This is a genomic window from Duganella violaceipulchra (assembly GCF_019166075.1).
In the GTDB taxonomy this organism is placed as follows: domain Bacteria; phylum Pseudomonadota; class Gammaproteobacteria; order Burkholderiales; family Burkholderiaceae_D; genus Rugamonas; species Rugamonas violaceipulchra.
In genome coordinates this window covers 121,583-146,506 of record NZ_JAHTGR010000007.1, presented here as the reverse complement: position 1 = coordinate 146,506, position 24,924 = coordinate 121,583, and the positions used below count along the sequence as shown (strand labels likewise).

23 protein-coding genes are annotated in these 24,924 nt (G+C 63.3%); 13 read left to right on the top strand and 10 right to left on the bottom strand.

What is annotated here, in order from left to right:
- Nucleotide 1: 1 nt before the first annotated feature.
- Entirely contained in the window at nucleotides 2-910 is a 909-nt protein-coding gene (locus KVP70_RS14935) for a transporter substrate-binding domain-containing protein (protein WP_229224836.1), read from the bottom strand.
- A 98-nt stretch (nucleotides 911-1,008) separates the two neighbouring features.
- A complete protein-coding gene (locus KVP70_RS14930) occupies nucleotides 1,009-1,779 on the bottom strand; it encodes a DeoR/GlpR family DNA-binding transcription regulator (protein ID WP_217943184.1) in 771 nt (256 codons plus the stop codon).
- 76 nt (nucleotides 1,780-1,855) lie between these two features.
- On the opposite strand from KVP70_RS14930, the gene KVP70_RS14925 reads away from it, so the two are divergent.
- The 4 genes from KVP70_RS14925 to KVP70_RS14910 all read left to right on the top strand — a co-directional run bounded on the left by KVP70_RS14925 (nucleotide 1,856) and on the right by KVP70_RS14910 (nucleotide 3,645).
- A complete protein-coding gene (locus tag KVP70_RS14925) occupies nucleotides 1,856-2,440 on the top strand; it encodes an NUDIX domain-containing protein (protein WP_217943015.1) in 585 nt (194 codons plus the stop codon).
- Nucleotides 2,441-2,528: 88 nt separating this feature from the next.
- Nucleotides 2,529-2,837 carry a type II toxin-antitoxin system HigB family toxin gene (locus KVP70_RS14920; protein WP_217943014.1) on the top strand — a complete coding sequence of 103 codons (309 nt, stop codon included), beginning with the start codon at nucleotides 2,529-2,531 and terminating at the stop codon, nucleotides 2,835-2,837.
- Nucleotides 2,834-3,289: a helix-turn-helix domain-containing protein gene (locus KVP70_RS14915; protein WP_217943013.1), complete on the top strand. Its 456-nt coding sequence runs from the start codon at nucleotides 2,834-2,836 to the stop codon at nucleotides 3,287-3,289. The genes KVP70_RS14920 and KVP70_RS14915 overlap by 4 nt, the downstream gene beginning before the upstream one ends.
- Entirely contained in the window at nucleotides 3,286-3,645 is a 360-nt protein-coding gene (locus KVP70_RS14910) for a c-type cytochrome (RefSeq protein ID WP_217943012.1), read from the top strand. The genes KVP70_RS14915 and KVP70_RS14910 overlap by 4 nt, the downstream gene beginning before the upstream one ends.
- Here the strand turns inward: KVP70_RS14910 and KVP70_RS14905 are convergent.
- The 5 genes from KVP70_RS14905 to tal form a co-directional block, all read right to left on the bottom strand.
- Entirely contained in the window at nucleotides 3,642-4,613 is a 972-nt protein-coding gene (locus KVP70_RS14905; RefSeq protein WP_217943011.1) for an ABC transporter permease, read from the bottom strand. The two genes, KVP70_RS14910 and KVP70_RS14905, sit on opposite strands and share 4 nt — an antisense overlap.
- Before the next feature lie 7 nt (nucleotides 4,614-4,620).
- Nucleotides 4,621-5,700, bottom strand: coding sequence for an ABC transporter permease (locus KVP70_RS14900; protein ID WP_217943010.1), 1,080 nt, complete (start codon nucleotides 5,698-5,700; stop codon nucleotides 4,621-4,623).
- On the bottom strand, nucleotides 5,697-7,226 hold the full coding sequence (locus KVP70_RS14895) for an ABC transporter ATP-binding protein (protein ID WP_217943009.1): 1,530 nt from the start codon (nucleotides 7,224-7,226) through the stop codon (nucleotides 5,697-5,699). Before KVP70_RS14895 ends, KVP70_RS14900 begins: the two co-directional genes overlap by 4 nt.
- A 90-nt stretch (nucleotides 7,227-7,316) precedes the next feature.
- On the bottom strand, nucleotides 7,317-8,312 hold the full coding sequence (locus KVP70_RS14890; RefSeq protein WP_217943008.1) for a BMP family lipoprotein: 996 nt from the start codon (nucleotides 8,310-8,312) through the stop codon (nucleotides 7,317-7,319).
- Nucleotides 8,313-8,432: 120 nt separating this feature from the next.
- Complete coding sequence (gene tal / locus KVP70_RS14885) at nucleotides 8,433-9,524, bottom strand: transaldolase (RefSeq protein WP_217943007.1); 1,092 nt, start codon at nucleotides 9,522-9,524, stop codon at nucleotides 8,433-8,435.
- A 531-nt stretch (nucleotides 9,525-10,055) separates the two neighbouring features.
- On the opposite strand from tal, the gene KVP70_RS14880 reads away from it, so the two are divergent.
- The 4 genes from KVP70_RS14880 to pcp all read left to right on the top strand — a co-directional run bounded on the left by KVP70_RS14880 (nucleotide 10,056) and on the right by pcp (nucleotide 14,792).
- Nucleotides 10,056-12,347, top strand: coding sequence for a TonB-dependent receptor (locus KVP70_RS14880; protein WP_217943006.1), 2,292 nt, complete (start codon nucleotides 10,056-10,058; stop codon nucleotides 12,345-12,347).
- A gap of 73 nt (nucleotides 12,348-12,420) precedes the next feature.
- Nucleotides 12,421-13,128 carry a DUF969 domain-containing protein gene (locus KVP70_RS14875; RefSeq protein ID WP_217943005.1) on the top strand — a complete coding sequence of 236 codons (708 nt, stop codon included), beginning with the start codon at nucleotides 12,421-12,423 and terminating at the stop codon, nucleotides 13,126-13,128.
- Entirely contained in the window at nucleotides 13,125-14,081 is a 957-nt protein-coding gene (locus KVP70_RS14870) for a DUF979 domain-containing protein (protein WP_217943004.1), read from the top strand. Before KVP70_RS14875 ends, KVP70_RS14870 begins: the two co-directional genes overlap by 4 nt.
- Nucleotides 14,082-14,141: 60 nt before the next feature.
- Entirely contained in the window at nucleotides 14,142-14,792 is a 651-nt protein-coding gene (pcp, locus tag KVP70_RS14865) for a pyroglutamyl-peptidase I (protein WP_026335056.1), read from the top strand.
- Between the two features lie 36 nt (nucleotides 14,793-14,828).
- On the opposite strand, the gene KVP70_RS14860 is transcribed toward pcp, so the two are convergent.
- Genes KVP70_RS14860 through KVP70_RS14850 form a run of 3 tightly spaced genes read right to left on the bottom strand, consistent with a single transcriptional unit; the run spans nucleotide 14,829 to nucleotide 17,831 of the window.
- Nucleotides 14,829-15,737 carry a LysR family transcriptional regulator gene (locus KVP70_RS14860; RefSeq protein ID WP_217943003.1) on the bottom strand — a complete coding sequence of 303 codons (909 nt, stop codon included), beginning with the start codon at nucleotides 15,735-15,737 and terminating at the stop codon, nucleotides 14,829-14,831.
- A 28-nt stretch (nucleotides 15,738-15,765) separates the two neighbouring features.
- Nucleotides 15,766-16,677, bottom strand: coding sequence for a pseudouridine-5'-phosphate glycosidase (locus KVP70_RS14855; RefSeq protein ID WP_217943002.1), 912 nt, complete (start codon nucleotides 16,675-16,677; stop codon nucleotides 15,766-15,768).
- Between the two features lie 11 nt (nucleotides 16,678-16,688).
- A complete protein-coding gene (locus KVP70_RS14850) occupies nucleotides 16,689-17,831 on the bottom strand; it encodes a carbohydrate kinase (RefSeq protein WP_217943001.1) in 1,143 nt (380 codons plus the stop codon).
- Nucleotides 17,832-18,042: 211 nt separating this feature from the next.
- Here KVP70_RS14850 and xapA point away from each other — a divergent pair, with 211 nt between their 5' ends.
- From xapA to deoA, 5 genes are all read left to right on the top strand, one after another.
- Complete coding sequence (gene xapA / locus KVP70_RS14845) at nucleotides 18,043-18,882, top strand: xanthosine phosphorylase (protein ID WP_026335059.1); 840 nt, start codon at nucleotides 18,043-18,045, stop codon at nucleotides 18,880-18,882.
- A 52-nt stretch (nucleotides 18,883-18,934) separates the two neighbouring features.
- A complete protein-coding gene (locus KVP70_RS14840) occupies nucleotides 18,935-20,128 on the top strand; it encodes a phosphopentomutase (RefSeq protein WP_217943000.1) in 1,194 nt (397 codons plus the stop codon).
- The gene (gene deoC, locus KVP70_RS14835) at nucleotides 20,125-21,075 is read left to right on the top strand and encodes a deoxyribose-phosphate aldolase (RefSeq protein ID WP_116992524.1); all 951 of its coding nucleotides are present in this window, start codon (nucleotides 20,125-20,127) and stop codon (nucleotides 21,073-21,075) included. The genes KVP70_RS14840 and deoC overlap by 4 nt, the downstream gene beginning before the upstream one ends.
- A 16-nt stretch (nucleotides 21,076-21,091) precedes the next feature.
- On the top strand, nucleotides 21,092-23,476 hold the full coding sequence (locus KVP70_RS14830; protein ID WP_369698888.1) for an aldehyde dehydrogenase family protein: 2,385 nt from the start codon (nucleotides 21,092-21,094) through the stop codon (nucleotides 23,474-23,476).
- Nucleotides 23,477-23,598: 122 nt separating this feature from the next.
- Nucleotides 23,599-24,921, top strand: coding sequence for a thymidine phosphorylase (gene deoA / locus KVP70_RS14825; protein ID WP_217942999.1), 1,323 nt, complete (start codon nucleotides 23,599-23,601; stop codon nucleotides 24,919-24,921).
- Nucleotides 24,922-24,924 lie beyond the last annotated feature (3 nt).

Here is a 24,924-nt window from a genome sequence, read left to right as displayed (position 1 = left end):
GTTACTTGCCGGTGAGGGGATTGAACCACAGCTCGCCGCGCGCTAGTGGCGTCTGCGGCGTGAGTTTGGGATTGGCGAGATTGATCACGCGGCGCTTGTGCATGGCCGTGTTCTTGATCAAGTCGCCCTTGTAACGCTGGAACAAGGCGTTCAGCGATCCATCCTTGATCATCAACTCCATGCCGGTTTCGATGCGTTTGGCCAGCAGCCGGCCCTCGGCGTCGCGCCGCAGGAAGAAGTAGCGTGGCAGCGGGTAGTGCAGCAGCAGCGTTTGTTCCACCGCCATATTGGGATGCTGCGCGCGGCGCTCCTGGAATTCGCGCATCGCCTCGTCGACGGAACGCGGGTAGAAATCGAAACGGTCGGCGTCGAGCATGGCGAACAAGCCGTCGTAGCTGCTGCCTTCCACCACCGGCACGCCGGCTTTTTCGAAGACGGGAATGTCGGCCCAGCCCTGGCCCAGGCCAGCGCGCAGCTGGCGCAGTTCGGCGACGGTCTTGATGCCGGCGAAGCGCTGCTGGTCGGCCTCGCGTATCAGCAGCAGCCGGTAGCCCAGCAGGCCGCGGTCGACTGGCAGGCGCACCGGCAGGAACTGGCGCTCCAGGTCGGGCGAGGTGGCGCGCACGAAGATGTTGATGCGTCCCGACGGCGACGACATTTCCTGCACCACGCGCGGCGGCGACATCGCCACCCGCGATTGGTGCTGTTCGAAGACGCCGTAGCGCGGCGTGGTCTTTTCCAGCGCCGCCCGCAGTACCGCCCAGTCGTAGTCGTAGCGGCTGTCGATGCCGTCGCTGGTGAGCGGATAGGTGAGGTGGGTCGCGCCCCATGCCGGAGCCGCCAGCACGCAGGCCGCCAGCAGCAGCGTGCTCCATCGCCTGCGCAATCGATCGCTCTTGTTCCGCTTCATACCGCTTGCACCCCGCAAAACAGTTAGTGTGCCATGGCCGATGGCGCGCCGCCAAGTTTTTCAGTGCTGTCAGCCTGCATCGAGAAACAGCAGGCGCATCAAGGCGCCAGCGCCACTTCGATCCCCAGCGCGCGGTAGGGCGCCAGCAGCGACGCCGGCACGCCGGCATTGACCACGATCGCGCCGATGCGCTCCAGCGGCGCGATCTGGAACGGCGATGCGGTGTCGAGCTTTTCCGGCGACGCCAGCACCACCGTCTTCGTCGACGCCGCCGCGATGGCGCGCTTGATGCCGGCTTCCTCGTAGTCGCCGGTGCTGATGCCTTGCAGCGGATGCAGGCTGCACACGCCCATGAAGAAGATGTCGGTGCGGATCTGTGCAATGGCTTCCAGCGCCGACGGCCCCATCGCCACGATGGAGTGCTTGAACAGGCGGCCGCCGATCAAAATCACTTCGATCAAGGGATGCTCGGCCAGCTCCACCGCGATGCTGGGGCTGTGCGTGACGACGGTGCAGCGCAGCGTCGGCGGCAGCGCGCGCGCCAGCTGGACGGCGGTGGTGCCGCCGTCGATGAACACCACTTGTCCCGGCGCGATCATGGCCGCCGCAGCGCGCGCGATGGCGGGCTTGGCGTCGCTGGAGAGTTGCTGGCGCTGGGCGAAGTTGGCCATCGCCGGCGAGGCGGGCAGCTCCAGCGGCAGCGCGCCGCCGTGCACCCGTTGCAGCAAGCCTTCCGCCGCCAGCTCGCGCAGGTCGCGGCGGATGGTGTCCTCGGATAGCCCCAGCTCCTCGCTGAGCGATTTGGCGACGATCTGGCCGTCCCGTTTCAGGCGGGCGATCAGCAGTTCTTTTCTTTGACGTGTTAGCATATGCATGAATTTTCTTGATGTTGCACGATATTGCATGATATCGTAAAAAAACGCAACCTTGATCAAGGAGATCGACATGCCTGAAGACCGCATCCGCATCCACCAAGTGGAAACCTTGTCCGACGACTGGTTCCTGCTGCAAAAGACCACCTTCGACTACCGTCGCAACGACGGCAGCTGGCAGCGCCAGACGCGCGAGACCTATGATCGTGGCCATGGCGCCACCATCCTGCTGTACAACCGCGAACGTCGCACGGTGGTGCTGGTGCGGCAGTTCCGCTTTCCGACCTACGGCAACGGCCATGACGGCTTCCTGATCGAAGCCGCCGCCGGACTGCTGGACCAGGCCAGCCCGGAGGACCGCATCAAGGCCGAGGTGGAGGAGGAAACCGGCTACCGCGTGGGCGAGGTGCGCAAGGTGTTCGAAGCCTTCATGAGTCCCGGTTCGGTGACGGAACGGTTGTACTTCTTCGTCGCCGAATACGATCCCGCCTCGCGCATCGGCGATGGCGGCGGCATCGAGGAGGAGGGCGAGGACATCGAAGTGCTGGAGCTAACGATGGAGCAAGCGATGCAAATGATGGCCGACGGCCGCATCGCCGACGGCAAGACCATCATGCTGCTCCAATACGCCGCGCTGCACCTGCTGCCCGTTTCCTGAACCGAGCTGGGCTGCAAAAATCCGCAGTCCCAACCGCACTCTTTGTGTGCGCTCAATCGGCAAATGGACTACAGTCATATAGTGGCGTATGCGCCTGATTGCCACCAATCTGATCGATGAGTTTTGCTCGCTTCACCCGAACGCGCGAGCGCCCGTCGCTCATTGGCGGCAGGCAATGTCAGGAACCTCGTTTCCAGACTATGTCCATCTTCGGCAAATGTTTCGTCACGCGGACTACGCCGCGCCGTTCACGATATTCAATGTCGGTGGCAATAAATATCGAATCATTTCGAGAATTGAATATAGTACGGACACTGTGCAGATCCGCTGGGTGTTGACGCATTCCGAATACGATAAATGGACTCGCCAGTTTCTCAAGGGACAAATTAAATCATGAATAATCCGACTGATCCAGGCTCTATCGCGCCCGACGTCGCTGAACTGCAGGCTGCATGGATATCTTTTGAGCGGATAACGGGCTTGCGGCCATTGCGCACCGATGCGGATCATCGGGATGCGCTGAAATTATTGGATGCGATTTGGGATGCAGTTTACGAAAAACCCTCGCATCCACTATCAAGTTTCTTTGACCTGCTGGCGCAAATGATCAGTGAATATGAAAAAAAGCGCTACCCGATGACAGACAGTGAGCCTCATGAAATGCTGGCGTTTTTAATAGAGCAGGGCGAGCGGACGGCGGATGATTTTCAGGGAATACTGGACCCGGTGGAGCTGGATGCGGTGCTAGCCGGGCAGTGCAAGATCGACGTGGAGTTGGCGGGGAAGCTGGCGGCCTTGTTCGGCGTGCCCGCTACGCTGTTTTTAAAAATCGATAAGATCTCCGCATGAGAGCATATTTTTTAGCGGTTCTACTGGTGGCAGGGCAGGTCTCGGCGGCGGGCGATGCCAGGGTCGGCGAGGCGCTGTTCAAGCGCTGCGCCTCCTGCCATCAGGTCGGGCCGTATGCGCAGGGCGGTTTCGGGCCGCAGCTGAACGGCATCATCGGCCGGCGCGCGGCGTCGACCAAGGACTACAAGTACTCGGAAGCGATGAAGAAGTCGGGACTGGTGTGGGATGAGAAAACGCTGGCCGCATACCTGTGTGCGCCGCACGACGTGGTGCCGGGGACCAGCATGCGTTTTTGGGGAATCAAGGATGAACAGCAGGTCGCCGACCTGCTGTCCTATATGCGCTCGCTGCGTTAGCGAGACTTGACGAACGGCGTACCCAGCGCTTTCGGCGCCACCGACTTGGCCATCAGACCGGCCAGCACGATTACCGTGACCACGTAAGGCACCATCTGGATCAGCGAGCCTGGCAGGCGGCCGACCAGCGGCAGGTCCACGCCTTCGATCTGGATCTGCACCGCGCCGAAGAAACCGAACATCAGGCAGCCGAGGAAGGTGTACACCGGACGCCAGTTACCGAATACCATCGCCGTCAACGCCAGGTAGCCCGCACCGGCCGACATGTCGCGCAGGAAGAAGCCGCTCTGCACGATCGCCAGGTAAGCACCCGAGAACGAGCACAGGACACCAGCGATCAGCATCGCCATGTAGCGCTGGCGCTCGACGCTGACGCCGGCCGCATCGGCCGCGTGCGGGTTCTCGCCGCAGGCGCGCAGGCGTAGGCCGAAGCGCGTGTGGTACAGCACCCAGTGCACCAGCGGCACCAGCGCGAACGCCAGGTACACCAGCACCGAATGGCCGCCGATCAGGTACGCGTACAGCCAGCCGATGAACGGGATGCCTTCAACGGCGGCGCTGCCGGGCAGCACCACGTCGAACAAACGCGCCTGGCCCAGGTCCGGCGTGCGTCCGCCCTGCTGGAAGAAGAACTGCGCGACCACGAAGGTCAGGCCGCTCATGGCGATGTTGATCGCGATGCCGGCCACCAGCTGGTTGCCCTTTTGGGTGATCGCGACGTAGGCTTGCAGCGTCGCCAGCAGGATCGACACCAGCATGCCGGCGGCCACGCCGTACCACGGGTTCTGCGTGGCGAAGGCCACGGCCGCCGAGACAAACGCCGAGGCCAGGATCTTGCCTTCGAGGCCGATGTCGATCACGCCCGAGCGTTCGGCGAACAGGCCGGCCATGCCGGCGAAAATCAGCACCGGCGCATTGCGCACGGTGGACACCAGGATGCTGCCGATTTGGAGGTCTTCAAAAGTCATGACAGTCTCACTTTTTCCGTTTGATCAGGGCGGCGATGGCGGGGGCGTAGAAGTTCTCCATCGCGCCGCAGAACAGGATGATCAGGCCCTGGATGAAGATGAAGGTCTCAGGCGGAATGTTCTGCTTTTCCAGCGACAGGTCGAAGCCGCCCTGGATCAGCGCGCCGAACAGCACGGCCGACAGGAAGATGCCGACCGGATGCTGCCGTCCCATCAGCGCGATCGCGATGCCGACGAAGCCCGCGCCGCCGACAAAGTTCAGCGACAGGTAGTGGGTCGAACCCATGATGGAGTTGACCGAACCCAGGCCGGCCAGCGCGCCCGAGATCAGCATCACGGTGATGATCATCTTGCTGATGCGGACGCCCGCATAGTGCGCCGCATGCTTGTTCAGGCCAGTGGCGCGCAGCTTGAAGCCCCACGAGGAACGCGACACCATCACGCCGTAGATCACCAGCGCGATGATCGCCAGGAAGAAGCTGATGTTGAGCGGCGTCTCGCCCAGCACCGGGAACCACTGGTTCAGCCGCGGCATTTCGGCGGCGGCGCTGAAGGCACGGCTGGCCGGATTCTGCTCGCCCACCGGCACCAGGTATTTGACGATGACGGTGTTCATCAGCGCGCCGGCGATGTAGTTGAACATGATGGTGGTCACCACCACATGGCTGCCGCGCTTCGCTTGCAGGTAGCCGGGCAGGAAGGCCCACAGCGCGCCAAACAGCGCCGCGCCCAGCATGCCGATCGGGATCAGCACCCAGATCGGCAGCGAGCTGTCGAAGGTCAGCATGGCCAGCGTCAGGCCCAAGCCAGCGAAGTACATCTGGCCTTCTGCGCCGATGTTGAACAGGCCGGCCTGCATGGCGATCGAAACCGCCAGGCCGGTGAAGATGAAGGTCGAGGCGTAGAACAGCGTGTAGCTCAAGCCCTCGGGATTGATGACGGCGCTGTTGATCAGGATGCCCATCGATTCGACCGGGCTTTCGCCCAGCAGGTAGATCACCAGCGCGGCCACCAGCAGGGCCGACAACAGGTTCAGGACGGGCATTACAAACGCGGTAGCCCAGCGTGGCAGGTCGTGGTTATTCATGTCTTGTGCATTCCGCCCATCAGCAAGCCGATACGGGTCGTGTCGAATTCCTCAATTTTCAGTTCGCCGGTGATGCGGCCGCCGCACATGACCAAAATACGGTCCGCCAGCGCGCGCACTTCTTCCAGCTCCACGGACACCAGCAGGATCGCCACGCCGGAGTCGCGCAAGGCGAGCAGCTGCGTATGGATGCTTTCGATGGTGCCGATGTCGACGCCGCGCGTCGGCTGGCCGACCAGCATCAGCTTCGGCTGCGCCAGCACTTCGCGGGCGATCACCACCTTCTGCTGGTTGCCGCCGGAGAGCAGGCCGATACGCAGGTCGTGGTTGTTGGGGCGGACGTCGAAGTTCTTCATCAGCTCCGCGCAGCGCGCGGCGATGGCCTTGAAGTCGAACAGGCCCCAGCGGTTTTTCAATTTGTCCTGGTAGCCGAGGATGGTGTTGTGCATGACCGAGAAGGCCTTCACCACGCCGTCGCGCAAACGGTCTTCCGGAATGTGGGCGATGCCCAGGTCGCGGAAGGTGCGCGGCAGGCCGTCGGCATCCGAGCGGCCGGCGAACGGCAGCGCCTTGCCCAGGAAGTCCAGCTTGCCGGAAGTCGGCAGGCGCATGCCCGACAGGATCTCCATCAATTCGCTCTGGCCGTTGCCGGACACGCCGGCGATCGCGACGATCTCGCCGGCGCGCAGCGTGAGGCCGATATCGGCCAGCAGCTTGACCTGCTGCTCGTCCTGCAGCTGCAGGTTCTCGACGTGCAGCACCGGCGCGCCCGGATTGTACGGTTTGCGCGGCAGGTTGTTCTCGATCGGGCGGCCGACCATCATGTTGGCCAGGTCTTCCTTGGTGGTGCCGGCGGTCGCCACGGCGCCGATCACGCGGCCGCCGCGCATCACGGTGACGGTGTCGGTGATGTCGAGGATCTCCTGCAGCTTGTGCGTGATCAGGATGATGGTCTTGCCCTGTTCCTTGAACAGACGCAGGATCTCGAACAGCGACTCGGTCTCCTGCGCGGTCAGCACGGCGGTCGGCTCGTCCAGGATCAGGATGTTGGCGCTGCGGTAGATCTGCTTGAGGATCTCCACGCGCTGCTGCGCGCCCACCGACAGGTCGTGGATGGTGGCCAGCGGATCGACGTCGAGGCGGTAGCGGGTGCAGATCTCGCGCAGCTGGGCCTCGACGGCGGCGCGCTTGGACTTGAGCTGGAAGCCGCCTTCGCTGCCCAGCATCACGTTATCGAGCACGGTCATGTTCTCGACCAGCATGAAGTGCTGGTGCACCATGCCGATGCCCAGCGTGATCGCTTCCTGGCTGTTGCGGATGTTGCGCGCCTGGCCATCGAGCAGGATCTCCCCGCCGTCGGCGCGGTAGTATCCGTACAGGATGCTCATCAGGGTCGATTTGCCGGCGCCGTTCTCGCCCACCAGGCCGTGGATCGAACCCTTGGCGATGGTAAAGTTGACGTCCGTGTTCGCTTTGACGGCCCCAAAATGCTTGGAGATGCCGCGAAATTCTACTGCTGGCTGCATAGGATCGTTTTCGGTGCGGAGTTAAGTGAAAATTAAACGCGCCGCACGGGGGAAAGAACCCCGGCGGCGCGCTCAATGTTCAAACAGGTGTCAGGCCGGGCAGGCAGCGCCCGAACGGATGTCGATGACTTTTACTTTGCCGTCGATGATGTCCTTGCGGGCACCAATGACGCGCTTTTCGATTTCCGGCGTGATCAGCTTGCGGTTGTTCTCGTCCAGCGCCCAATCGACGCCGTTTTCCTTCAGGCCCTTGGCGGTGACGCCGGCCTTCCAGGTGCCGTTTTTCATCAGCATGAAGGATTCGTACACGGCGTTGTCCACGCGCTTGACCATGGAGGTCAGAATGGTGCCCGGGTACAGGCTGTTCTGGTTGGAGTCGACGCCGATGGCCAGCTTGCCTTTTTCCTTGGCGGTTTGCAGCGTTCCCAGGCCCGAACCGCCGGCCACGGCGAACACCACGTCGACGCCGCGGTCGAACTGCGAGCGCGCCAGTTCGCCGCCCTTGGCCGGGTTGTTCCACGAATCGGAGGTGGTGCCGACCATGTTGTTGCTGACTTCGATTTTCGGATTGACCGACTTGGCGCCCTGGGCGTAGCCGCAGGCGAAGGTGCGGATCAGCGGGATGTCGACGCCGCCGATGAAGCCCAGCTTCTTGGACTTGGACGCCATGGCTGCGGCCACGCCCACCAGGTAGGAGCCTTCTTCTTCCTTGAAGGTGATGGAGTTGACGTTGGCGCCTTGCGCCACGCCGTCGATCAGCACGAAGCGGACTTTCGGGAATTCCTTGGCGACCTTCTGCACGGCTGCCTGCTGGGCGAAGCCGATCGAGGCGATCAGGTCCAGGTTCTTGCGGGCCAGGCCGCGCAGCACCTGTTCGGCCTGGGTGTCGCTGGAGGCTTGCACCTCGATGAAATTGATGTTGGTTTCCTTCTTGAAGCGCGAGGCGCCTTCAAAAGCGGACTGGTTGAACGACTTGTCGAACTTGCCGCCTGCGTCATACACGATGCCCAGTTTTGGGTCAGCCGCGGACGCGCTGGCAGCGATAAACAGTGCTGCAACCGTCAAACTAAGTTGTGAAAGTTTCATGAATAGGCTCCTGGAAGATCGATATTGTATATTTTTATTGGATGAAACATGTAATCTGGCGGCGGTTTATCGCTGCAAACCCCTGATTTTTAGAGGTTTGCCTCGGGGTTTGCCGGCGATTTACGCCGTCAGCGCCAGTAGTTTGTCAAAAGCTTGTTCAAATTGCAGCAAGCCGGCGGCCAGCAACTGCTGGCCCACCGTTTCCAGGTCGATGCCATGGCGCGCCAGTTGCGCCATGACGGCGCGGTCGGCGTCGATGTCGGCGTCCAGCAGCGTGGCCGCCGCCTCGCCGTGGTCGCGGAAGGCGGCCAGGGTGGCGTCGGGCACGGTGTTGATGGTGTGCGGGCCGATCAGGCCTTCGACGTAGCGCACGTCGCGCTGCTCCGGGTGCTTGGTGCCGGTGCTGGCCCACAGCAGCCATTGCGGCGTGGCGCCGAAGGCGGCAAACACCGAGAAGCCGCCGTCGTTCTTCCAGTCGTGATAGGCGATGCGGGCGGCGGTCATGGCGGCGCGGCCGCGCAGGGCGACGGCGCCGCTGTCGGCGGAGTTTTCCAGCAGGGCGTCGACGGCGACGTCGATGCGGCTGATGAAGACGCTGGCGACGCTGGCGATGCGCTGCACCGAGGCGGTGTCCTGCAGGCGGCGCGCCAGGCCGCGGCGGTGGGCGGCGCGCACTGCGTGGATCTGGCTGGCGGTGAAGATCAGCGTCATGTTGACGTTGATGCCGGCGTAGATCACTTCCTCCAGCGCGGCGATGCCGGCCGGCGTGGCCGGGATCTTGATCATCACATTGGGCCGGGCGATGGCGGCCCACAGGCGCTTGGCGGCGGCGATGGTGCCTTCAACGTCGTGGCTCAGGCGCGGCGACACTTCGAAGCTGACGAAGCCGGCGCGGCCATCGGACTCGCGGTACAGCGGCGCGAACAGGTCGCAGGCGCGCTGCACGTCCGGCAGCACCAGCGCCTCGAAGCGCGCTTCCGGCGTCGCCAGCGCGCTGCGCAGCTGCGGCAGGGCGGCCTGATAGGCGCTGTCGTGCTGGATGGCGTGGTAGAAGATCGCCGGGTTGGACGTCAGGCCCTGGATGCCGTCGGCGGCGATCAGGTCCGCCAGCTGGCCGGAGGCGAGCAGGTTGCGGCTCAGGTTGTCGAGCCAGATTTGTTGTCCCAGATCGCCGACCGCGCGCAGGCGGCTATGTTCGAGCATGTTATTCATCTAGATCTTCCGTCCAAGATTGTGTCCTGGTGCGCAGTGCTGGGAATCATGTCGCACTGCCGCAACAGTTAGTGCCGAATTTAATATTTTTGTGCTGTTGCTTTTTTGTCCGATTGGAAAAATTTCCTGCTTGTTGGATAAATAATATTCCGCATGGGCCGGGGCTTTCAGGGCATCCGGTCTTGCCTTGCAAATCAACTATTTACCTGCAAGCAGGGTGGTTTTCCCGTGCTGAGCGGCCTGGGTTGGAGGCCGTCCACTACTATGCATCAGCGTCGATATGTACGACAAATTCGATTTTATTTAGCTATTTATATAAAATTGATATGAATCGAATCACTCAGAAAGTGAGTTTCTGTCATTTTTTTCCATGCTAGCATGGTTGGTAGTTTGCATATTTTTATGCGAAACGTCGTAGTTCCGATACATTTTTACCAATATAAACAAAGACATCGCCCGCTGTCATCAACGGCGAAGGCGAGATTCTGGATTGATATTTCAACCTTGCCTACACAATAGGGAGCAGGACTCATGAGCAAAAAAAGTAGTGGTTACGCAGCGCGATCGCTGATCGCGTTGGCAGTTGCAAGCGCATTCCCCCTGCACGCGGCCATGGCCGCCGATGCAGCCGCCGATGCCCCGGAAGCGGCCACCAAAGGCCAGCTGGAAACCGTGATCGTGACGGCGCAGCGCCGCGCGGAGAACATCAAGGATGTGCCGATGTCGATCGCCACGCTCAAGGGCGACAAGCTCGACGTGCTGACCTCGGGCGCCGCCGACATCCGTTTCCTGGCCGGCCGTTCGCCGTCGGTCAACGTGGAATCGGACTATGGCCGCACCTTCCCGCGTTTCTACATTCGCGGCCTGGGCAACACCGACTTCGACCTGAACGCTTCCCAGCCGGTGGGCCTGGTGATGGATGACATCGTGCAGGAAAACGCCATGCTGAAGGGCTTCCCTGTGTTCGACGTGGACCAGGTTGAAGTGCTGCGCGGCCCGCAAGGCACGCTGTTCGGCCGCAACTCGCCGGCCGGCGTGATCAAGTTCGACTCGGCCAAGCCGGTCTTCAAGCAAGAGGGTTACCTGACCCTGGGCCTGGGCAACTACTCGTCCAAGACCGCCGAAGGCATGTTCAACATCCCGGTCAGCGATACCGTTGCGCTGCGCTTCTCGGGCACCAGCCAGCACCGCGGCGACCGCGTGCACAACACCAATCCAACCCCGAACAAGGGCACCCAGGACTTCGAAGGCTACGGCGACAACGCCTTCCGCCTGCAGGCGCTGGTCAAGCCCAACAAGGACTTCAGCGCGCTGTTCAACTACCACGAGCGCGACTACCACGGCAGCGCCACGCTGTTCCGCGCCAACATCATCAAGAAGGGCACCAACGACCTGGTCGACGGCTTCGACTACAGCTCCTACCCGAGCGACGGCATCAACTACCAGAAGCTGACCACCAAGGGCGGCAATGTCCGCCTGAAGTACAACCTGGACGACATCACGCTGCACTCGATCACCGGCTACGAAACGCTGAAGTTCAACAGCCGTGCCGACGTCGATGGCGGCTACGGCGCGTCGTACGCACCGCCGTACGGTCCCGGCTACATCCCGTTCGCGGTTGAAACGGCCGACCTGCTGCCTAACCACAAGCAGTTCTCGCAAGAGTTCCGCGCCGAGTCTAACTACAAGGGCCCGTTGCAGTGGATTGGCGGCCTGTTCTTCTTCAACGAAGACATCCAGATCGACTCGATCAGCTTTAACACCTTCGCTCCTGGCAATCCACAGAACGCCGCCTACGCGCAGCAGTTCCAGCATGCCAAGTCGTGGGCTGCCTTCGGCTCGCTGAACTACACCGTCAGCGACAAGCTGAAGCTGCGCGGCGGCCTGCGCTACACCACCGACAAGAAGGAATTCTCGGCTGTGCGCTACGAACCGCCGAAGATGTCCGGCCCGTTCGAGATCGACAACACCTCGCACAATATGAGCTGGGACATGAGCGGCACCTATGAGCTGAACAAGACCACCAACTTGTTCGCCCGCGTGGCCACCGGCTACCGCGCGCCGTCGATGCAGGGTCGCCTGAACGGCCTGGGCGACAAGCCATCGTTCGCCGGCGCTGAAAAAGCGTTGTCGTATGAGGCCGGTATCAAGCAGGACCTGTTCGACAAGCGCGCGCGTTTGAGCGCCTCGGTGTTCCAGTACCGCGTCAAGGACAAGCAGCTGACCGCCGGTAGCGGCACGATCAACATGAACCAGCTGATCAACGCTGAAAAAGTGACCGGCCAGGGCGTTGAAGTGGACTTCCAGGCCAATCTGAGCGACGAGTTCAGCATGACCCTGGGCGGCAGCTACAACGATACCGAGATCAAGGACAAGAACCTGTTCGTGCAATACTGCGGCAACCTGCCGAACACCGCGCCTAACCCTTACGGTTGCACCCCGACCAATGCGGCGGGCCCGTTCGCCGGCACGTCCAAGATCGATGGCAACCCGCTGCCGCGCGCGCCGAAGACCCAGCTGAACTTCACGCTGAAGTACAGCAAGGACATCGGCAACGGCGAGTTCTATGCCTACACCGACTGGACCTACCGCAGCAGCTACAACTTCTTCCTGTACGAAGCGCCTGAATACAAGGCCAAGTCGCTGGTTGAAGGCGGCGTGCGCACCGGTTACAAGTGGGGCAACGGCAAGTATGAAGTGGCGCTGTTCGGCCGCAACATCACCGACAAGCGCGTGATCCTCGGCGCCATCGACTTCGACAACCTGACCGGTATGTTGAACGAGCCGCGCACCTGGGGCGGCACCTTCAAGGTCAACTTCTAAATTGACCGCTATCTGAAAATCCCCGCGCATCGTAAGATGTGCGGGGATTTTTTTTATGGATGGAGCCTGATTCGTGAATCATACCGTCGTCAATCTGTGGCCGCTGCTCGGCGTGGCCGTCATCATCCTGGGCTTCGCCCTGCGCGCCCATCCTGTGCTGGTGGTGATCGCCGCCTGCGCCGTCACCGGCGTCGCCGCCGCCATGCCGGTCGAGCACCTGCTCGCCACCTTGGGCACGGCCTTCATCAAGACCCGCAACCTGCCGCTGATCCTGCTGCTGCCGCTGGCCGCCATCGGCCTGCTGGAGCGCTTCGGGCTGAAGGAGCATGCGCAGGCGTCGATTGCCCGCATCAAGTCCGCCACCACCGGCCGTCTGCTGATCGTCTACCTGGCGATCCGCGAGATCAGCGCCGCCTTCGGCCTGACCAGCATCGGCGGCCATCCGAACATGGTGCGCCCGCTGATCGCGCCGATGGCGGAAGGCGCCGCCGAGGTGCGCTACCCGGCGCTGACCGAGGAGCTGCGGCACCGCATCCGCGCCATGTCCGCCGCCACCGACAACGTCGGCCTGTTCTTCGGCGAAGACGTGTTCGTGGCCTTCGGCGCCATCCTGCTGATGCAGACCATCCTGCGCGCAGAGGGGCTGGAAGTCGATCCGCTGCATATGGCGCTGTGGGGCATACCGACCGCGGTGACTGCCTTCCTCATCCACTCGTATCGCCTGCACCGGCTGGACGCGCACATCGCCCGCGCCATGCTGGCGGTGAAGGAGCCGGCATGATACTCAAGCTCGATTACTTCTACTATGTGCTGGGCGCGATGCTACTGCTGGTCGCGTACATGTCGCTCACCGACAAACATAATCCCAAGCGCTATTCGAGCGCCTTGTTCTGGGCCTTGTACGCCGTGGTCTACCTGGCTGGCGAACTGTTGCCGCCGGTGGCTGCGGGCGTGCTGATGGTGGTGATGGCGCTGATCGCCGGCTTCGGCGGCGTGGCGCTGGGCCGCTACGGCGAGCGCACGCAGGAGGAACGCAAGAGCAGCGCGCAGCGGCTCGGCCATCGCTTGCTGATACCGGCGCTGATCATCCCGGCGACCACGGTGATCGGTTCGACCCTGCTCAAGGATGTGCACCTGGGCGGCCTGCTGCTGCTCGATCCGAAGAACGCCACCCTGGTCAGCCTGGGTTGCGGTTCGCTGTTCGCTGTGGCCACCGCGTGCTGGCTGACGCGCGCCACGCCGATGCAGGCGATGCGCGAATCGCGTCGCCTGATCGATCACCTGGGTTGGGCGGTGGTGCTGCCGCACATGCTGGCGGTGCTAGGCCTGCTGTTCACCGAGGCCGGCATGGGCAAGGCGGTGGCGCACGTGGTCACATCCTACATCAACCTCGATGTGCGGCTGGTGGCGGTGGCGGTGTACTGCATCGGCATGGCGCTGTTCACCGTCATCATGGGCAACGGCTTCGCGGCGTTTCCGGTGATCGCGGGCGGCGTCGGCATACCGGTGCTGGTCGGCGTGTACCACGCCAATCCGGCGGTGATGGCGGCGATCGGCATGTTCAGCGCCTACTGTGGCACGCTGATGACACCCATGGCCGCCAACTTCAATATCGTACCCGCCGCGCTGCTGGAGCTGCCCGACAAGAACGCCGTGGTGAAGATCCAGGTGGGCACCGCGTTGCCGCTATTGCTTGCTAATATTGCACTTCTTTATTTTCTAATGAACATGTGACGTGCACGTGAGTTGGAGTAGAGTAGCGCACAAACAGCGCGGCAAACGGAGTCCATGTAGATGAAAAAGATAATATTGTTGACCGGGTTCGAACCGTTTAACAAGGAGACCATCAACCCCTCGTGGGAAGCGGTGCGCACCCTTCAGGGCTGGCACGAAGGCGACTTCGTGGTTCATTCGCGCCAGCTGCCGTGCGTGTTCGGGCAGGCCAGCAAGATGCTGCACCAGGCGGTGGAAGAGCTCCAGCCCAGCATCGTGATCGCGGTGGGGCAGGCGGGCGGCCGGGTAGACCTGTCGGTGGAGCGCATCGCCATCAACATCGACGACGCGCCGATCGCCGACAACCAGAAGCGGCAGATCGTCGACCAGCCTATCGTCACCAACGGCCCGGCGGCCTACTTTGCCACGTTGCCGATCAAGGCGATCGTGCATGCGCTGCGCGAGGCGGGCTTGCCGTCGTCGGTATCGCAGACGGCGGGTACGTATGTGTGCAACCACGTGTTCTATAGCCTGATGCATCAGGCGCACGAGTGGGGCACGACCATGCGCGCCGGTTTCATTCACATTCCGTATTTGCCGCAGCAGGCGGCCGCGCATCCGGGTTCGGCCAGCATGAAGCTGGAAGACATGGTCGAAGGCCTGCGCATCGCCATCCGCACCACGATGGCCCACGATGTGGACATGCGCGAGGCGGGCGGCGTCACGCACTAACCCCGCAACCGGAAAGGGGTCTGACCCCGCACGGGGTCAGACCCCCGGCTTTACGGGGTTCAGGATGTTGAGGAAAGCCCGCACCACCGGCGCATCGTCCAGCGTGGTGTAGGTGATGTACAGGTTCGCCGACGGCGGATTGGTGCGAATCGGCAGGAACACCACACCCGGCCAGCCGATGCGGCTGGTGGTCTCCGGCAGCAGCGCCACACCCAGGCCCGCGCCCACCATCGCCAGCAGCGTCTGCGGCTCGGACGCCTCCTGGAATATGGTCGGCTGGAAGCCGGCCTTCACACAGCATTGAATCAGGTAGCGCGGGAAGGACGACTTGTCCAACGCCAGCGTCAGCATCGGCTCGTCGGCGATGTCGGTCAGCTCGATCGCTTCCTGCTTGGCCAGCGGGTGGTGCTCGTTGATGGCCACGCACACGTCTTCGCGGAAGCACAGCTCCTGGCGCAGGTTGTCGTTTTTCAGGTCATCCTCGTCCAGCTTGGGCTCGCGCCAGAAGCCGACGTCGATCTGCTTGGCGCGCAGCGCTTCGTACTGCAGCGTAGGCCCCAGTTCATGCAGGGTCCAGCTCACGCGCGGGAACTTGGTCTGGAACTCTTCCAGCAAACTCGGTATCGGCCCCCACATCGCCGAACCGACGATGCCCACCCGCAGCCGGCCCACTTCACCACGGTCGATCTGGCGGATGGTGTCGATGGTCATGCGCATCTTGCCCAGCAGGTCGGACGCCTCGCCCATCAGCGCCTTGCCCGCCACCGTCAGCTCGAAGGTGCGGGTGGTGCGGGCGAACAACTTCACGCCCAATTCACTTTCCAGCTTCATGATCTGCTGGCTCAAAGGCGGCTGCGAAATGTGCAGGCGCTCGGCGGCGCGGCTGAAACTCTTTTCTTCTGCGACGGCGAGGAAGTATCTTAGTTGTTTCAGATCGATGGACATGGCGTTCTTTTGGCGATGTGATTCGATATCAGTGGGCCAGCATGGCCACCGCGAGGGCCGCGCCGCAACGGGCGTTGTTCTTCACCAGCGCGATATTGGTCGCCAGGCTGCGGCCCTCGGTCAGCTGCTTGATGCGGTTGAGCAGGAAGGGCGTGACGTTCTTGCCGGTCACGCCTTGCGCATCGGCTTCCTGCAAGGCCTGTGCGGTGATGGCGTCGATCTCCGCCTTCGGCATCGCATCGGCGGCCGGCACCGGATTGCTGACCACCACGCCGCCCTTGAGGCCCAGCTGCCACTTGGAGTGGATGAAGGCCGCCTGTTCGGCCGGCGTATCGAGCTGGAAGTCGGCGTTGAAGCCGCTCTCGCGCGTGAAGAAGGCGGGGAAGCCGCGCTGGCCCACGCTGACCACCGGCACGCCGTGGGTCTCCAGGTATTCCAGCGTCAGGCCGATGTCGAGGATGGACTTGACGCCGGCGCACACCACCGCCACCGACGTCTGCGCCAGTTCCTGCAAATCGGCCGAGATGTCGAAGCTGGTCTCGGCGCCGCGATGCACGCCGCCGATGCCGCCGGTGACGAACACCGGGATGCCGGCCAGTTCGGCGCAGATCATCGTCGCCGCCACGGTGGTGGCGCCCAGTTTCGATTGCGCCAGCACGTAGGGCAGGTCGCGGCGGCTGACCTTCATGGCGTCGGGCGAGGTGCCCAGCAGTTCCAGCTGTTCTTCCGACAGGCCGATGCAGATCTTGCCGCCGATGATGGCGATGGTGGCCGGCACGGCGCCGCCGTCGCGGATGATCTGCTCCACTTCACGCGCCATCTGCACGTTCTGCGGGTAGGGCATGCCGTGCGAGATGATGGTCGATTCCAGTGCGACGATCGGCTTGCCGGCGGCACGGGCTGCCGCCACTTCGGGCGAAAACAGAAGGTATTGGTGCATGGTGTGATTCCTTATGCCTTGTTGGGGAAGAGCGGCGGGTTGTATTCCGCCGACAGGTCGAAGTCGTGGATCTCGTCGAGGACATCGGCGGCCAGCATCGGCGACACCGTCTCCTGGGATTCGAGCGTCATCGCGGCGACCTTCAGGCCGCGGCGGCAGGCCAGCGTCAGGTCGGCGCTGCCCTGGTACAGCGACCAGCAGACGGCGGCCGAAAAGGCGTCGCCGGCGCCGGTGACGTCGACCACGTCCACCTGGTGCGCGGCCAGCCAAACCAGCTCGCCGTCGCGGGTGTGGAACACGCCCTGGCTGCCGCAGGTGACGATGACGTCCTGCGCGCCCTGGGCCTGCACGTCGCGGCAGGCGGCGCGCACCTCGGCTTCGGTCGGCAGCGCGCGGCCGGCTCGGGTTTCCAGTTCGCCGCGGTTGAGGATCAGCAGGCGCAGGCCTTTCAGGTCGGCCGGCAGACGCGCCATCTTCGGCTGCGATACGGCCACGATCACCAGCGGCACGTTGTCGGCCCGGGCGCTGTCGAGCAGCAGGGCGATGCTGTCGGCTGGCAGGTTCAGGTCGACCACCGTCATCGCGGCGGCGGAACGCTGCGGCTGGCGGCTGGCCAGATATTCAGGAGTGATGCGGTCGTACAGCGCCATGTCGGCCAGCGCCACCACCAGTTCGCCGGCATCGTCGAGGATGGCGGTGTAGGTGCCGGTTGGCGTGTCCGGCAGTTTCAGGCTGCCGCGCGTGTCGATGCCGGCGTTTTCCGCGTGGTCTTGCAGGCTGCGGCCGGCCACGTCGTCGCCCAGGGCGGTCAGCAATGCGGTCGGCAGGTTCAGGCGTGACAGGTTTTCGGCGATGTTGCGGGCCACGCCGCCATAGACTTCCTCGGCGGTGGCGGGATTGGAGGTGCCCAGCTGCATGGCGGCGATGGTGCGCAGCTTGCGGTCCAGGTTGGCGGCGCCTATGCACATCACCGGACGCTTGTCCGGCAGCACGTAGGCACGGCCCAGCAGGCGCCGTTCGCGTATCAAACCGGCAATATGACCGGCCACGGCGGAGCGCGACAGGCGCAGTTCCACGGCCAGGTCCTGCTGGGAAATGAAGGGATTGGCGCGGATCAGCTGGTAGAGCTGGTCCTTCTTGGAAGAATCGGTCACGGCTTACTCGCTAAAACATTTGTCCATCATGGTAAACATTTGTTCAAATCAAGTCAATCACGCACTGCGGCTAAGTTTGCCTTCATTTATAATACCCCCGATTTATATCGCTTTAGTATAAATGCTTAAGAAAAATGGTATTTGCCATACATATGGACGATGATGCATAGTGTCAGCTTCCCCAGCCACAACAGAAAAACAGAGGATAACCATGTCTAATAATTCCCCATTCCAGGCAGCTGACATCATTCGCGCCCGTGTCCCTGCGGGCTTCAAGCCGCGCATCGCAATGATTCTGGGTTCCGGCCTGGGCGTGCTGGCGGAACAAATGACCGACGCGGTCACCATCAGTTTCAATGAACTGCCAGGCTTCCCGATCAGCACCGTGCACGGCCACGCCGGCGAACTGGTGATCGGCACCCTGTCGGGCGTGTCGGTGGTGTGCATGAAGGGCCGCGGCCACGTCTACGAAGGCTACGGCCTGGGCGTGATGACCAGCGCCGTGCGCACCATGAAGCTGCTGGGCTGCGAGATGCTGTTCGTGACCAACGCCGCAGGTTCGCTGCGCACCGAAGTCGACGCCGGCTCGCTGGTGGCGCTGACCGACCATATCAACTACCTGCCAGGCACGCCGATGATGGGCCCGAACGACGAGCGTTTCGGTCCGCGCTTCTTCAGCATGGCCAACGCCTACGACGCCGACCTGCGCGCGCTGCTGCACACCTCGGCCAAAGAGAAGAACGTCACCCTGCACGACGGCGTGTACATCGCCTACGCTGGTCCTAACTTCGAGACCCCTGCCGAAATCCGCGCCTTCAAGACGCTGGGTGCGGACATGGTCGGCATGTCGGTGGTGCCGGAAGTGGTGTCGGCTCGTCACTGCGGTTTGAAAGTGGTCGGTGTATCGGCCATCACCAACCTGGCCGAAGGCCTGTCGCCGTTCCCGCTGTCGCACGAGCAGACGCTGAAATACGCGGCCGTCGCGGCGACCTCGCTGATTGAAGTGATCCTGGGCTTCCTGGCCAACGTGGCCAAAACGCCGCAGGCGTAAGATCCCCGAGGGGCGGCTGGTCCGCCCCTTTGCTTTTAAGGAGTTCGAAATTATGAAACGCGCATTTATCCTTTTGCTCGATTCGTTTGGTTTGGGCGCCACGCCCGATGCCGCGAAGTACAACGACGTCGGCGCCAACACCTTCGGCCACATCGCCGAGTGGGCCGCCAAGAGCGGCAAGCCGATGTCGCTGCCGACCATGGAAAAACTGGGCCTGGCCGCGGCCGCCCATACCGCCAGCGGCCAGTGGGCCGCCGGCTTCGAACAGCGTGAAGGCTTCACCGCCGCCTATGGCGCCGCGCGCGAACGCTCGACCGGCAAGGACACGCAGTCCGGCCACTGGGAAATCGCCGGCGTGCCGGTGGAATTCGACTGGGGCTACTTCCCGAAAACCGTGCCGTCGTTCCCGGCCGAGCTGACCGCCAAGCTGCAACAGCTGGCCGGCGTACCTGGCTTCCTGGGCGACTGCCATGCATCGGGCACGGAAATCATCAACAAGCACGGCGACGAGCATGTCGCCAGCGGCAAACCTATCATCTACACCTCCGCCGACTCGGTGCTGCAAATCGCCGCGCACGAAGAATCGTTTGGCCTGGAGCGCCTGTATGAAATCTGCGAGATCGCTTTCAAACTGGTCGAGCCGTACAACATCGGCCGCGTGATCGCGCGCCCGTTCACCGGCGCGGATGGCAACTACACCCGCACCACCAACCGCCACGACTACGCGGTCGCACCGCCGGCGCCTACGCTGCTGGACCACGTGAAGAACGACGGCGGCGAAGTCATCGCCCTCGGCAAGATCAGCGACATCTTCGCGACCCAGGGCGTATCGCGCATGGTCAAGGGCAAGGACAACATGGCGTTGTTCGACGCGCTGATGAAGGTGGAAGAAGAAGCCGGCGACAAGTCGCTGACTTTCGTGAACTTCGTCGACTTCGACCAGGCTTTCGGTCATCGCCGTGACGTGACCGGCTACTCGAACGCGCTGCACGAGATGGATGCGCGCCTGCCCGAGTTCATCGCCAAGCTGAAAGAGGGCGACCTGGTGGTGATCACCGCCGACCATGGCTGCGATCCGACCTGGCCTGGCTCCGACCACACCCGCGAACATATCCCGATGATCTTCTTCGGTCCGGGCGTGAAGGCGCAGAAGCTGCCTATCTCCGAATCCTTCTCCGATATCGGCCAGACGCTGGCCCACCATCTTGGCGTCAAACCACTTTCCCACGGAAGCAACCTGTTATGACCTTCAAACGTAACGAAGCGGTCCCACTGGACCTGGGCTGGATTAACCACATCCACATCAACAAGAGCGCTGCCGACCGCCGCGCCGCCAGTCTGGCGAACCGCCGCACGGTGAAGAAGGAATACCAGGCCGCCTGGCTGGTCAAGGCCATCGGCCTGATCGACCTGACCACGCTGTCCGGCGACGATACGCCGGGCCGCGTCGAGCGCCTGTGCATGAAGGCCATGCGTCCGCTGCGTTCGGACCTGGTCGAGGCGCTGGGCCTGCAGGACTACAAGCTGACCACCGGCGCCGTCTGCGTGTACCACGAGATGATCAAGCCGGCGACCCAGGTCCTGCAAGGCCGCCTGCCGATCGCCGCGGTATCGACCGGTTTCCCGGCTGGCTTGACCAGCATGGAAACCAAGGTGCGCGAGATCGAACTGTCGGTGGCCGCAGGCGCGACCGAGATCGATATCGTCATCACCCGCCAGCACGTTTTGACGGGCAACTGGCAAGCGCTGTACGACGAGATGCTGGCTTACCGCAAGGCTTGCGGCGAAGCGCACGTCAAGGCGATTCTGGCGACCGGTGAACTGGTCACGCTGGAAAACGTGGCCAAGGCTTCGTGGGTCTGCATGATGGCTGGTGCGGACTTCATCAAGACCTCGACCGGCAAAGAACCGGTCAACGCGACGATCCCGGTATCGCTGACGATGGTGCGCGCGATCCGCGACTACCACGAGCAGACCGGCTTCAAGATCGGCTACAAGCCAGCCGGCGGCGTGGGCACGGCCAAGGCCGCGCTGCAGTACCTGTCGCTGATGAAGGAAGAACTGGGCAACGAGTGGCTGGAGCCACACCTGTTCCGCATCGGCGCATCGAGCCTGCTGACCGACATCGAACGCCAGCTTGAGCACTATGTGACCGGCAACTACTCCGCCGCACATCGTCACGCGCAACCATAAAGAATACGGACACGTCATGCCAACCATCAAAGAGATCTTGAACACCATGGAATACGGCCCAGCACCGGAAAGCACGAAAGAAGCGCAAGCGTGGCTGGAGCAGCACGGCCGCGCCTTCGGCCTGTTCATCGACAACCAGTGGAGCGAGCCGGGCGAGTTGTTCGCCTCGACCAATCCGGCCGATGCGGCCAAGCTGGCCGACCTGACCCAGGCCACCGGCAGCGACGTCGATCGCGCCGTGGCAGCCGCGCGCGCCGCGCAGCCGGGCTGGCAGGCACTGGGCGGCCATGGCCGCGCCAAGGTCATGTACTCGCTGGCCCGCCTGATGCAGAAGCACGCGCGCCTGTTCGCCGTGCTGGAAACGCTGGACAACGGCAAGACCATCCGCGAAACCCGCGACGTCGACCTGCCGCTGGTGGCGCGACACTTCTACTACCACGCCGGTTGGGCGCAACTGCAAGCCGAAGAATTCGCGGACTACCGCGCCGTCGGCGTGGTCGGCCAGATCGTGCCGTGGAATTTCCCGCTGCTGATGCTGTCGTGGAAAATCGCACCGGCCATGGCCGCTGGTAACACCATCGTCTTCAAGCCGGCCGAATTCACGTCGCTGACCGCGATGCTGTTCGCCGAGATCTGCGTGCAGGCCGGCGTGCCTGCCGGTGTTGTGAACATCGTCACCGGCGATGGCCGCGTGGGCGAAGCCATCGTCAACCATCCGGGCATCGACAAGCTGGCCTTCACCGGCTCGACCGAAGTAGGCCGCTTGATCCGCATCGCCACCGCAGGCAGCGGCAAGAAGCTGTCGCTGGAGTTGGGCGGCAAGTCGCCGTTCATCGTGTTCGACGATGCCGATCTGGATGCCGCCGTTGAAGGCCTGGTCGATTCGATCTGGTTCAATCAGGGCCAGGTATGCTGCGCAGGTTCGCGCCTGCTGGTGCAGGAATCGGTGCAGGACAAGTTCCTGGCCAAGCTGCGCGCCCGCATGGACAAGCTGACCCTCGGTTCGCCGCTGGACAAGTCGATGGACATCGGTGCCCTGGTCGATCCGGTGCAGCAGCAGCGCATCGCCGGCCTGGTGGAATCGGCCCGCGCCGAAGGTTGCGAGGTTTATCAGCCCAAGTGCGAAATCCCGGCCAACGGCTCGTGGTTCCCGCCGACGCTGATCACCGGCGCATCGACGTCCGCCGCCGTGGCGCAGGCCGAGATCTTCGGACCTGTGCTGGTGGCGATGAGCTTCCGCACTCCGCCGGAAGCCGTGCAACTGGCGAACAACACCGTCTACGGCCTGGCGGCCTGCGTCTGGACCGAGAATATCTCGCTGGCGCTGGACGTCGCGCCGCAGATCAAGGCTGGCGTGGTGTGGATTAACACCGCCAATCAGTTCGACGCCGCTTGCGGCTTCGGCGGCTACCGCGAATCCGGCTTCGGTCGTGAAGGCGGTCGCGAAGGCATGTACGAATACCTGACCGCCAAATCGGAAGATGCGCGTCCAGCGACGCCAGTGGTGGAAGCCAAGGCCAAAGCTAAGGCATCCGCACCGGCGGCAGGTGGCGCATTCGCCATCGACCGCACCGCCAAGCTGTACATCGGCGGCAAGCAGGCCCGCCCTGACGGCGCCTACAGCCGTGCGATCCACGGCGCAGACGGCGCCTTCATCGGCGAAGTCGGCGAAGGCAATCGCAAGGACATCCGCAACGCGGTGGAAGCTGCGCACAAGGCCGGCGGCTGGGCGAAAGCCACGTCGCACAACCGTGCGCAGGTGCTGTACTACATCGCAGAGAACCTGGCCGCGCGCGGCGAGGAATTCGCAGCCCGCATCGCCGCGATGACCGGTTCCAGGAACGCGGAAAAAGAAGTGCAGGCTTCGATCGAGCGCCTGTTCTACTACGCCGCATGGGCCGACAAGTACGACGGCCTGGCGCACCAGCCGCCGATGCACGGCATCACCGTGGCGCTGAATGAGCCGGTTGGCGTGATCGGCATCGTTTGCCCGAATGAGTCGCCGCTGCTGGGCTTCATCTCGCTGGTGGCGCCGGCTATCGCGCTGGGCAACCGCGTGGTGGTGGTGCCGTCGGAAGCGCATCCGCTGTCGGCCACCGACCTGTATCAGGTGTTCGATACGTCGGACCTGCCGGACGGCGTGGTCAACATCGTCACCGGTTCGGCCGACGAACTGGCGCGCACGCTGGCGACGCACTCGGACATCGACGCAGTATGGCGTCATGACGGTTCGGCTGAAGGCTGTGCTGAGGTGGAGCGCCTGTCGGCTGCTTCGCTCAAGCGCACCTGGGTCGGCGGCGCGAAAGGGCGTGACTGGTACAGCACCGCTCAAAGCGGCGGCCGCGCGGTACTGGCGCACGCCTCGCAAGTCAAGAACGTCTGGATTCCATACGGCGTTTAACCCCAAAACAGAAGGGGTCGGACCCCGTGCGGGGTCCGACCCCGAGCGTCGCCGCAGTGCGGGGTTCGCGGGTGCCGCGAACTTCGCTGCGGCGTTATCAATTTACCTAAGCGGAGAATTCCATGTTCTTACCTCAAGAGATCATTCGCAAGAAGCGTGACGGCGGCGTCCTGTCCGCTGAAGAGATCCAGTTCTTCGTTGGCGGCATCACCTCGAACCGCGTCACCGAAGGCCAGATCGCCGCGCTGGCGATGGCGGTCTACTTCAACGACATGACCATGGACGAACGCGTCGCCTTCACGCTGGCGATGCGCGATTCCGGCGAAGTGCTGGACTGGCGCTCGCTGGACCTGCCAGGCCCGGTGGTCGACAAGCACTCGACCGGCGGCGTCGGCGACGTGGTCTCGCTGCTGCTCGGCCCTATGGTCGCGGCCTGCGGCGGCTTCGTGCCGATGATCTCCGGCCGAGGCCTGGGCCACACCGGCGGTACGCTGGACAAGTTCGATTCCATCCCCGGCTACAGCACCGTGCCGACCAATGAGCTGTTCCGCAAAGTGGTCAAGGAAGTCGGCGTCGCCATCATCGGCCAGACTTCGTCGCTGGCGCCTTCGGACAAGATCTTCTACGGCGTGCGCGACGTGACAGCCACCGTGGAATCGGTCGCCATGATCACCGGCTCCATCCTGTCGAAGAAGCTGTCGGCGGGCCTGGACGCGCTGGCGATGGACGTCAAAGTGGGCAGCGGCGCCTTCATGCCGACTTACGACAAATCTGTCGAACTGGCGGACAGCATCGTCAAGGTCGGCAACGGCGCCGGCATGATGACGTCGGCCATCCTGACCGACATGAACGAATCACTGGCGCCATACGCCGGCAACGCGCTGGAAGTACGCGGCGCGATGGATTACCTGACCGGCAAATCGCGCCCTGCGCGCCTGCACGAAGTGACGATGGCGCTGTGCGCCGAGATGCTGGTGCTGGGCAAACTGGCCGCCACCGAAGAGGAAGCGCGCGCCAAGCTGCAGGCGTCGCTGGACAGCGGCGAAGCCGCCGAGCGCTTCTCGCGCATGGTGGTGGCGCTGGGCGGACCGGCCGACTTGATGGACAATCCGGACAAGTACCTGGAGCGTTCGCCGATCATCGTGCCGGCGCCTGCGCTGGTATCCGGCTATGCTGCTACCGCCAACTGCCGCGACATCGGCCTGGCCGTGGTGAGCCTGGGCGGTGGCCGTCGCCGTGCTGCCGATCCGATCGACTACGCTGTCGGTTTGACCGAACTGGTTGGCCTGGGCGACAAGATCGAAGCCGGCCAGCCGCTGGCGATGGTGCACGCGCGCACGCAGGAAGCTGCCGAGCAGGCGATCCGTGAAATCCAGGCGGCCTACCAGATCGCCGGTACCGCGCCGACAGCGAACCCGGTTATCTACCGCACGATCCGTCCTTAAGAG

Excerpts from the sequence above, each read along its gene's own strand:
- KVP70_RS14935 (WP_229224836.1), bottom strand. The coding sequence starts at position 910 with ATGAAGCGGAACAAGAGCGATCGATTGCGCAGGCGATGGAGCACGCTG.
- KVP70_RS14870 (WP_217943004.1), top strand. The coding sequence starts at position 13,125 with ATGATACTCAAGCTCGATTACTTCTACTATGTGCTGGGCGCGATGCTA.
- KVP70_RS14915 (WP_217943013.1), top strand. The coding sequence starts at position 2,834 with ATGAATAATCCGACTGATCCAGGCTCTATCGCGCCCGACGTCGCTGAA.
- xapA (WP_026335059.1), top strand. The coding sequence starts at position 18,043 with ATGTCTAATAATTCCCCATTCCAGGCAGCTGACATCATTCGCGCCCGT.
- KVP70_RS14930 (WP_217943184.1), bottom strand. The coding sequence starts at position 1,779 with ATGCTAACACGTCAAAGAAAAGAACTGCTGATCGCCCGCCTGAAACGG.
- KVP70_RS14895 (WP_217943009.1), bottom strand. The coding sequence starts at position 7,226 with ATGCAGCCAGCAGTAGAATTTCGCGGCATCTCCAAGCATTTTGGGGCC.
- KVP70_RS14860 (WP_217943003.1), bottom strand. The coding sequence starts at position 15,737 with ATGTCCATCGATCTGAAACAACTAAGATACTTCCTCGCCGTCGCAGAA.
- KVP70_RS14880 (WP_217943006.1), top strand. The coding sequence starts at position 10,056 with ATGAGCAAAAAAAGTAGTGGTTACGCAGCGCGATCGCTGATCGCGTTG.
- deoC (WP_116992524.1), top strand. The coding sequence starts at position 20,125 with ATGACCTTCAAACGTAACGAAGCGGTCCCACTGGACCTGGGCTGGATT.
- KVP70_RS14840 (WP_217943000.1), top strand. The coding sequence starts at position 18,935 with ATGAAACGCGCATTTATCCTTTTGCTCGATTCGTTTGGTTTGGGCGCC.
- KVP70_RS14830 (WP_369698888.1), top strand. The coding sequence starts at position 21,092 with ATGCCAACCATCAAAGAGATCTTGAACACCATGGAATACGGCCCAGCA.
- KVP70_RS14855 (WP_217943002.1), bottom strand. The coding sequence starts at position 16,677 with ATGCACCAATACCTTCTGTTTTCGCCCGAAGTGGCGGCAGCCCGTGCC.
- deoA (WP_217942999.1), top strand. The coding sequence starts at position 23,599 with ATGTTCTTACCTCAAGAGATCATTCGCAAGAAGCGTGACGGCGGCGTC.
- KVP70_RS14925 (WP_217943015.1), top strand. The coding sequence starts at position 1,856 with ATGCCTGAAGACCGCATCCGCATCCACCAAGTGGAAACCTTGTCCGAC.
- KVP70_RS14910 (WP_217943012.1), top strand. The coding sequence starts at position 3,286 with ATGAGAGCATATTTTTTAGCGGTTCTACTGGTGGCAGGGCAGGTCTCG.
- KVP70_RS14905 (WP_217943011.1), bottom strand. The coding sequence starts at position 4,613 with ATGACTTTTGAAGACCTCCAAATCGGCAGCATCCTGGTGTCCACCGTG.
- KVP70_RS14890 (WP_217943008.1), bottom strand. The coding sequence starts at position 8,312 with ATGAAACTTTCACAACTTAGTTTGACGGTTGCAGCACTGTTTATCGCT.
- tal (WP_217943007.1), bottom strand. The coding sequence starts at position 9,524 with ATGAATAACATGCTCGAACATAGCCGCCTGCGCGCGGTCGGCGATCTG.
- KVP70_RS14900 (WP_217943010.1), bottom strand. The coding sequence starts at position 5,700 with ATGAATAACCACGACCTGCCACGCTGGGCTACCGCGTTTGTAATGCCC.
- pcp (WP_026335056.1), top strand. The coding sequence starts at position 14,142 with ATGAAAAAGATAATATTGTTGACCGGGTTCGAACCGTTTAACAAGGAG.
- KVP70_RS14920 (WP_217943014.1), top strand. The coding sequence starts at position 2,529 with ATGCGCCTGATTGCCACCAATCTGATCGATGAGTTTTGCTCGCTTCAC.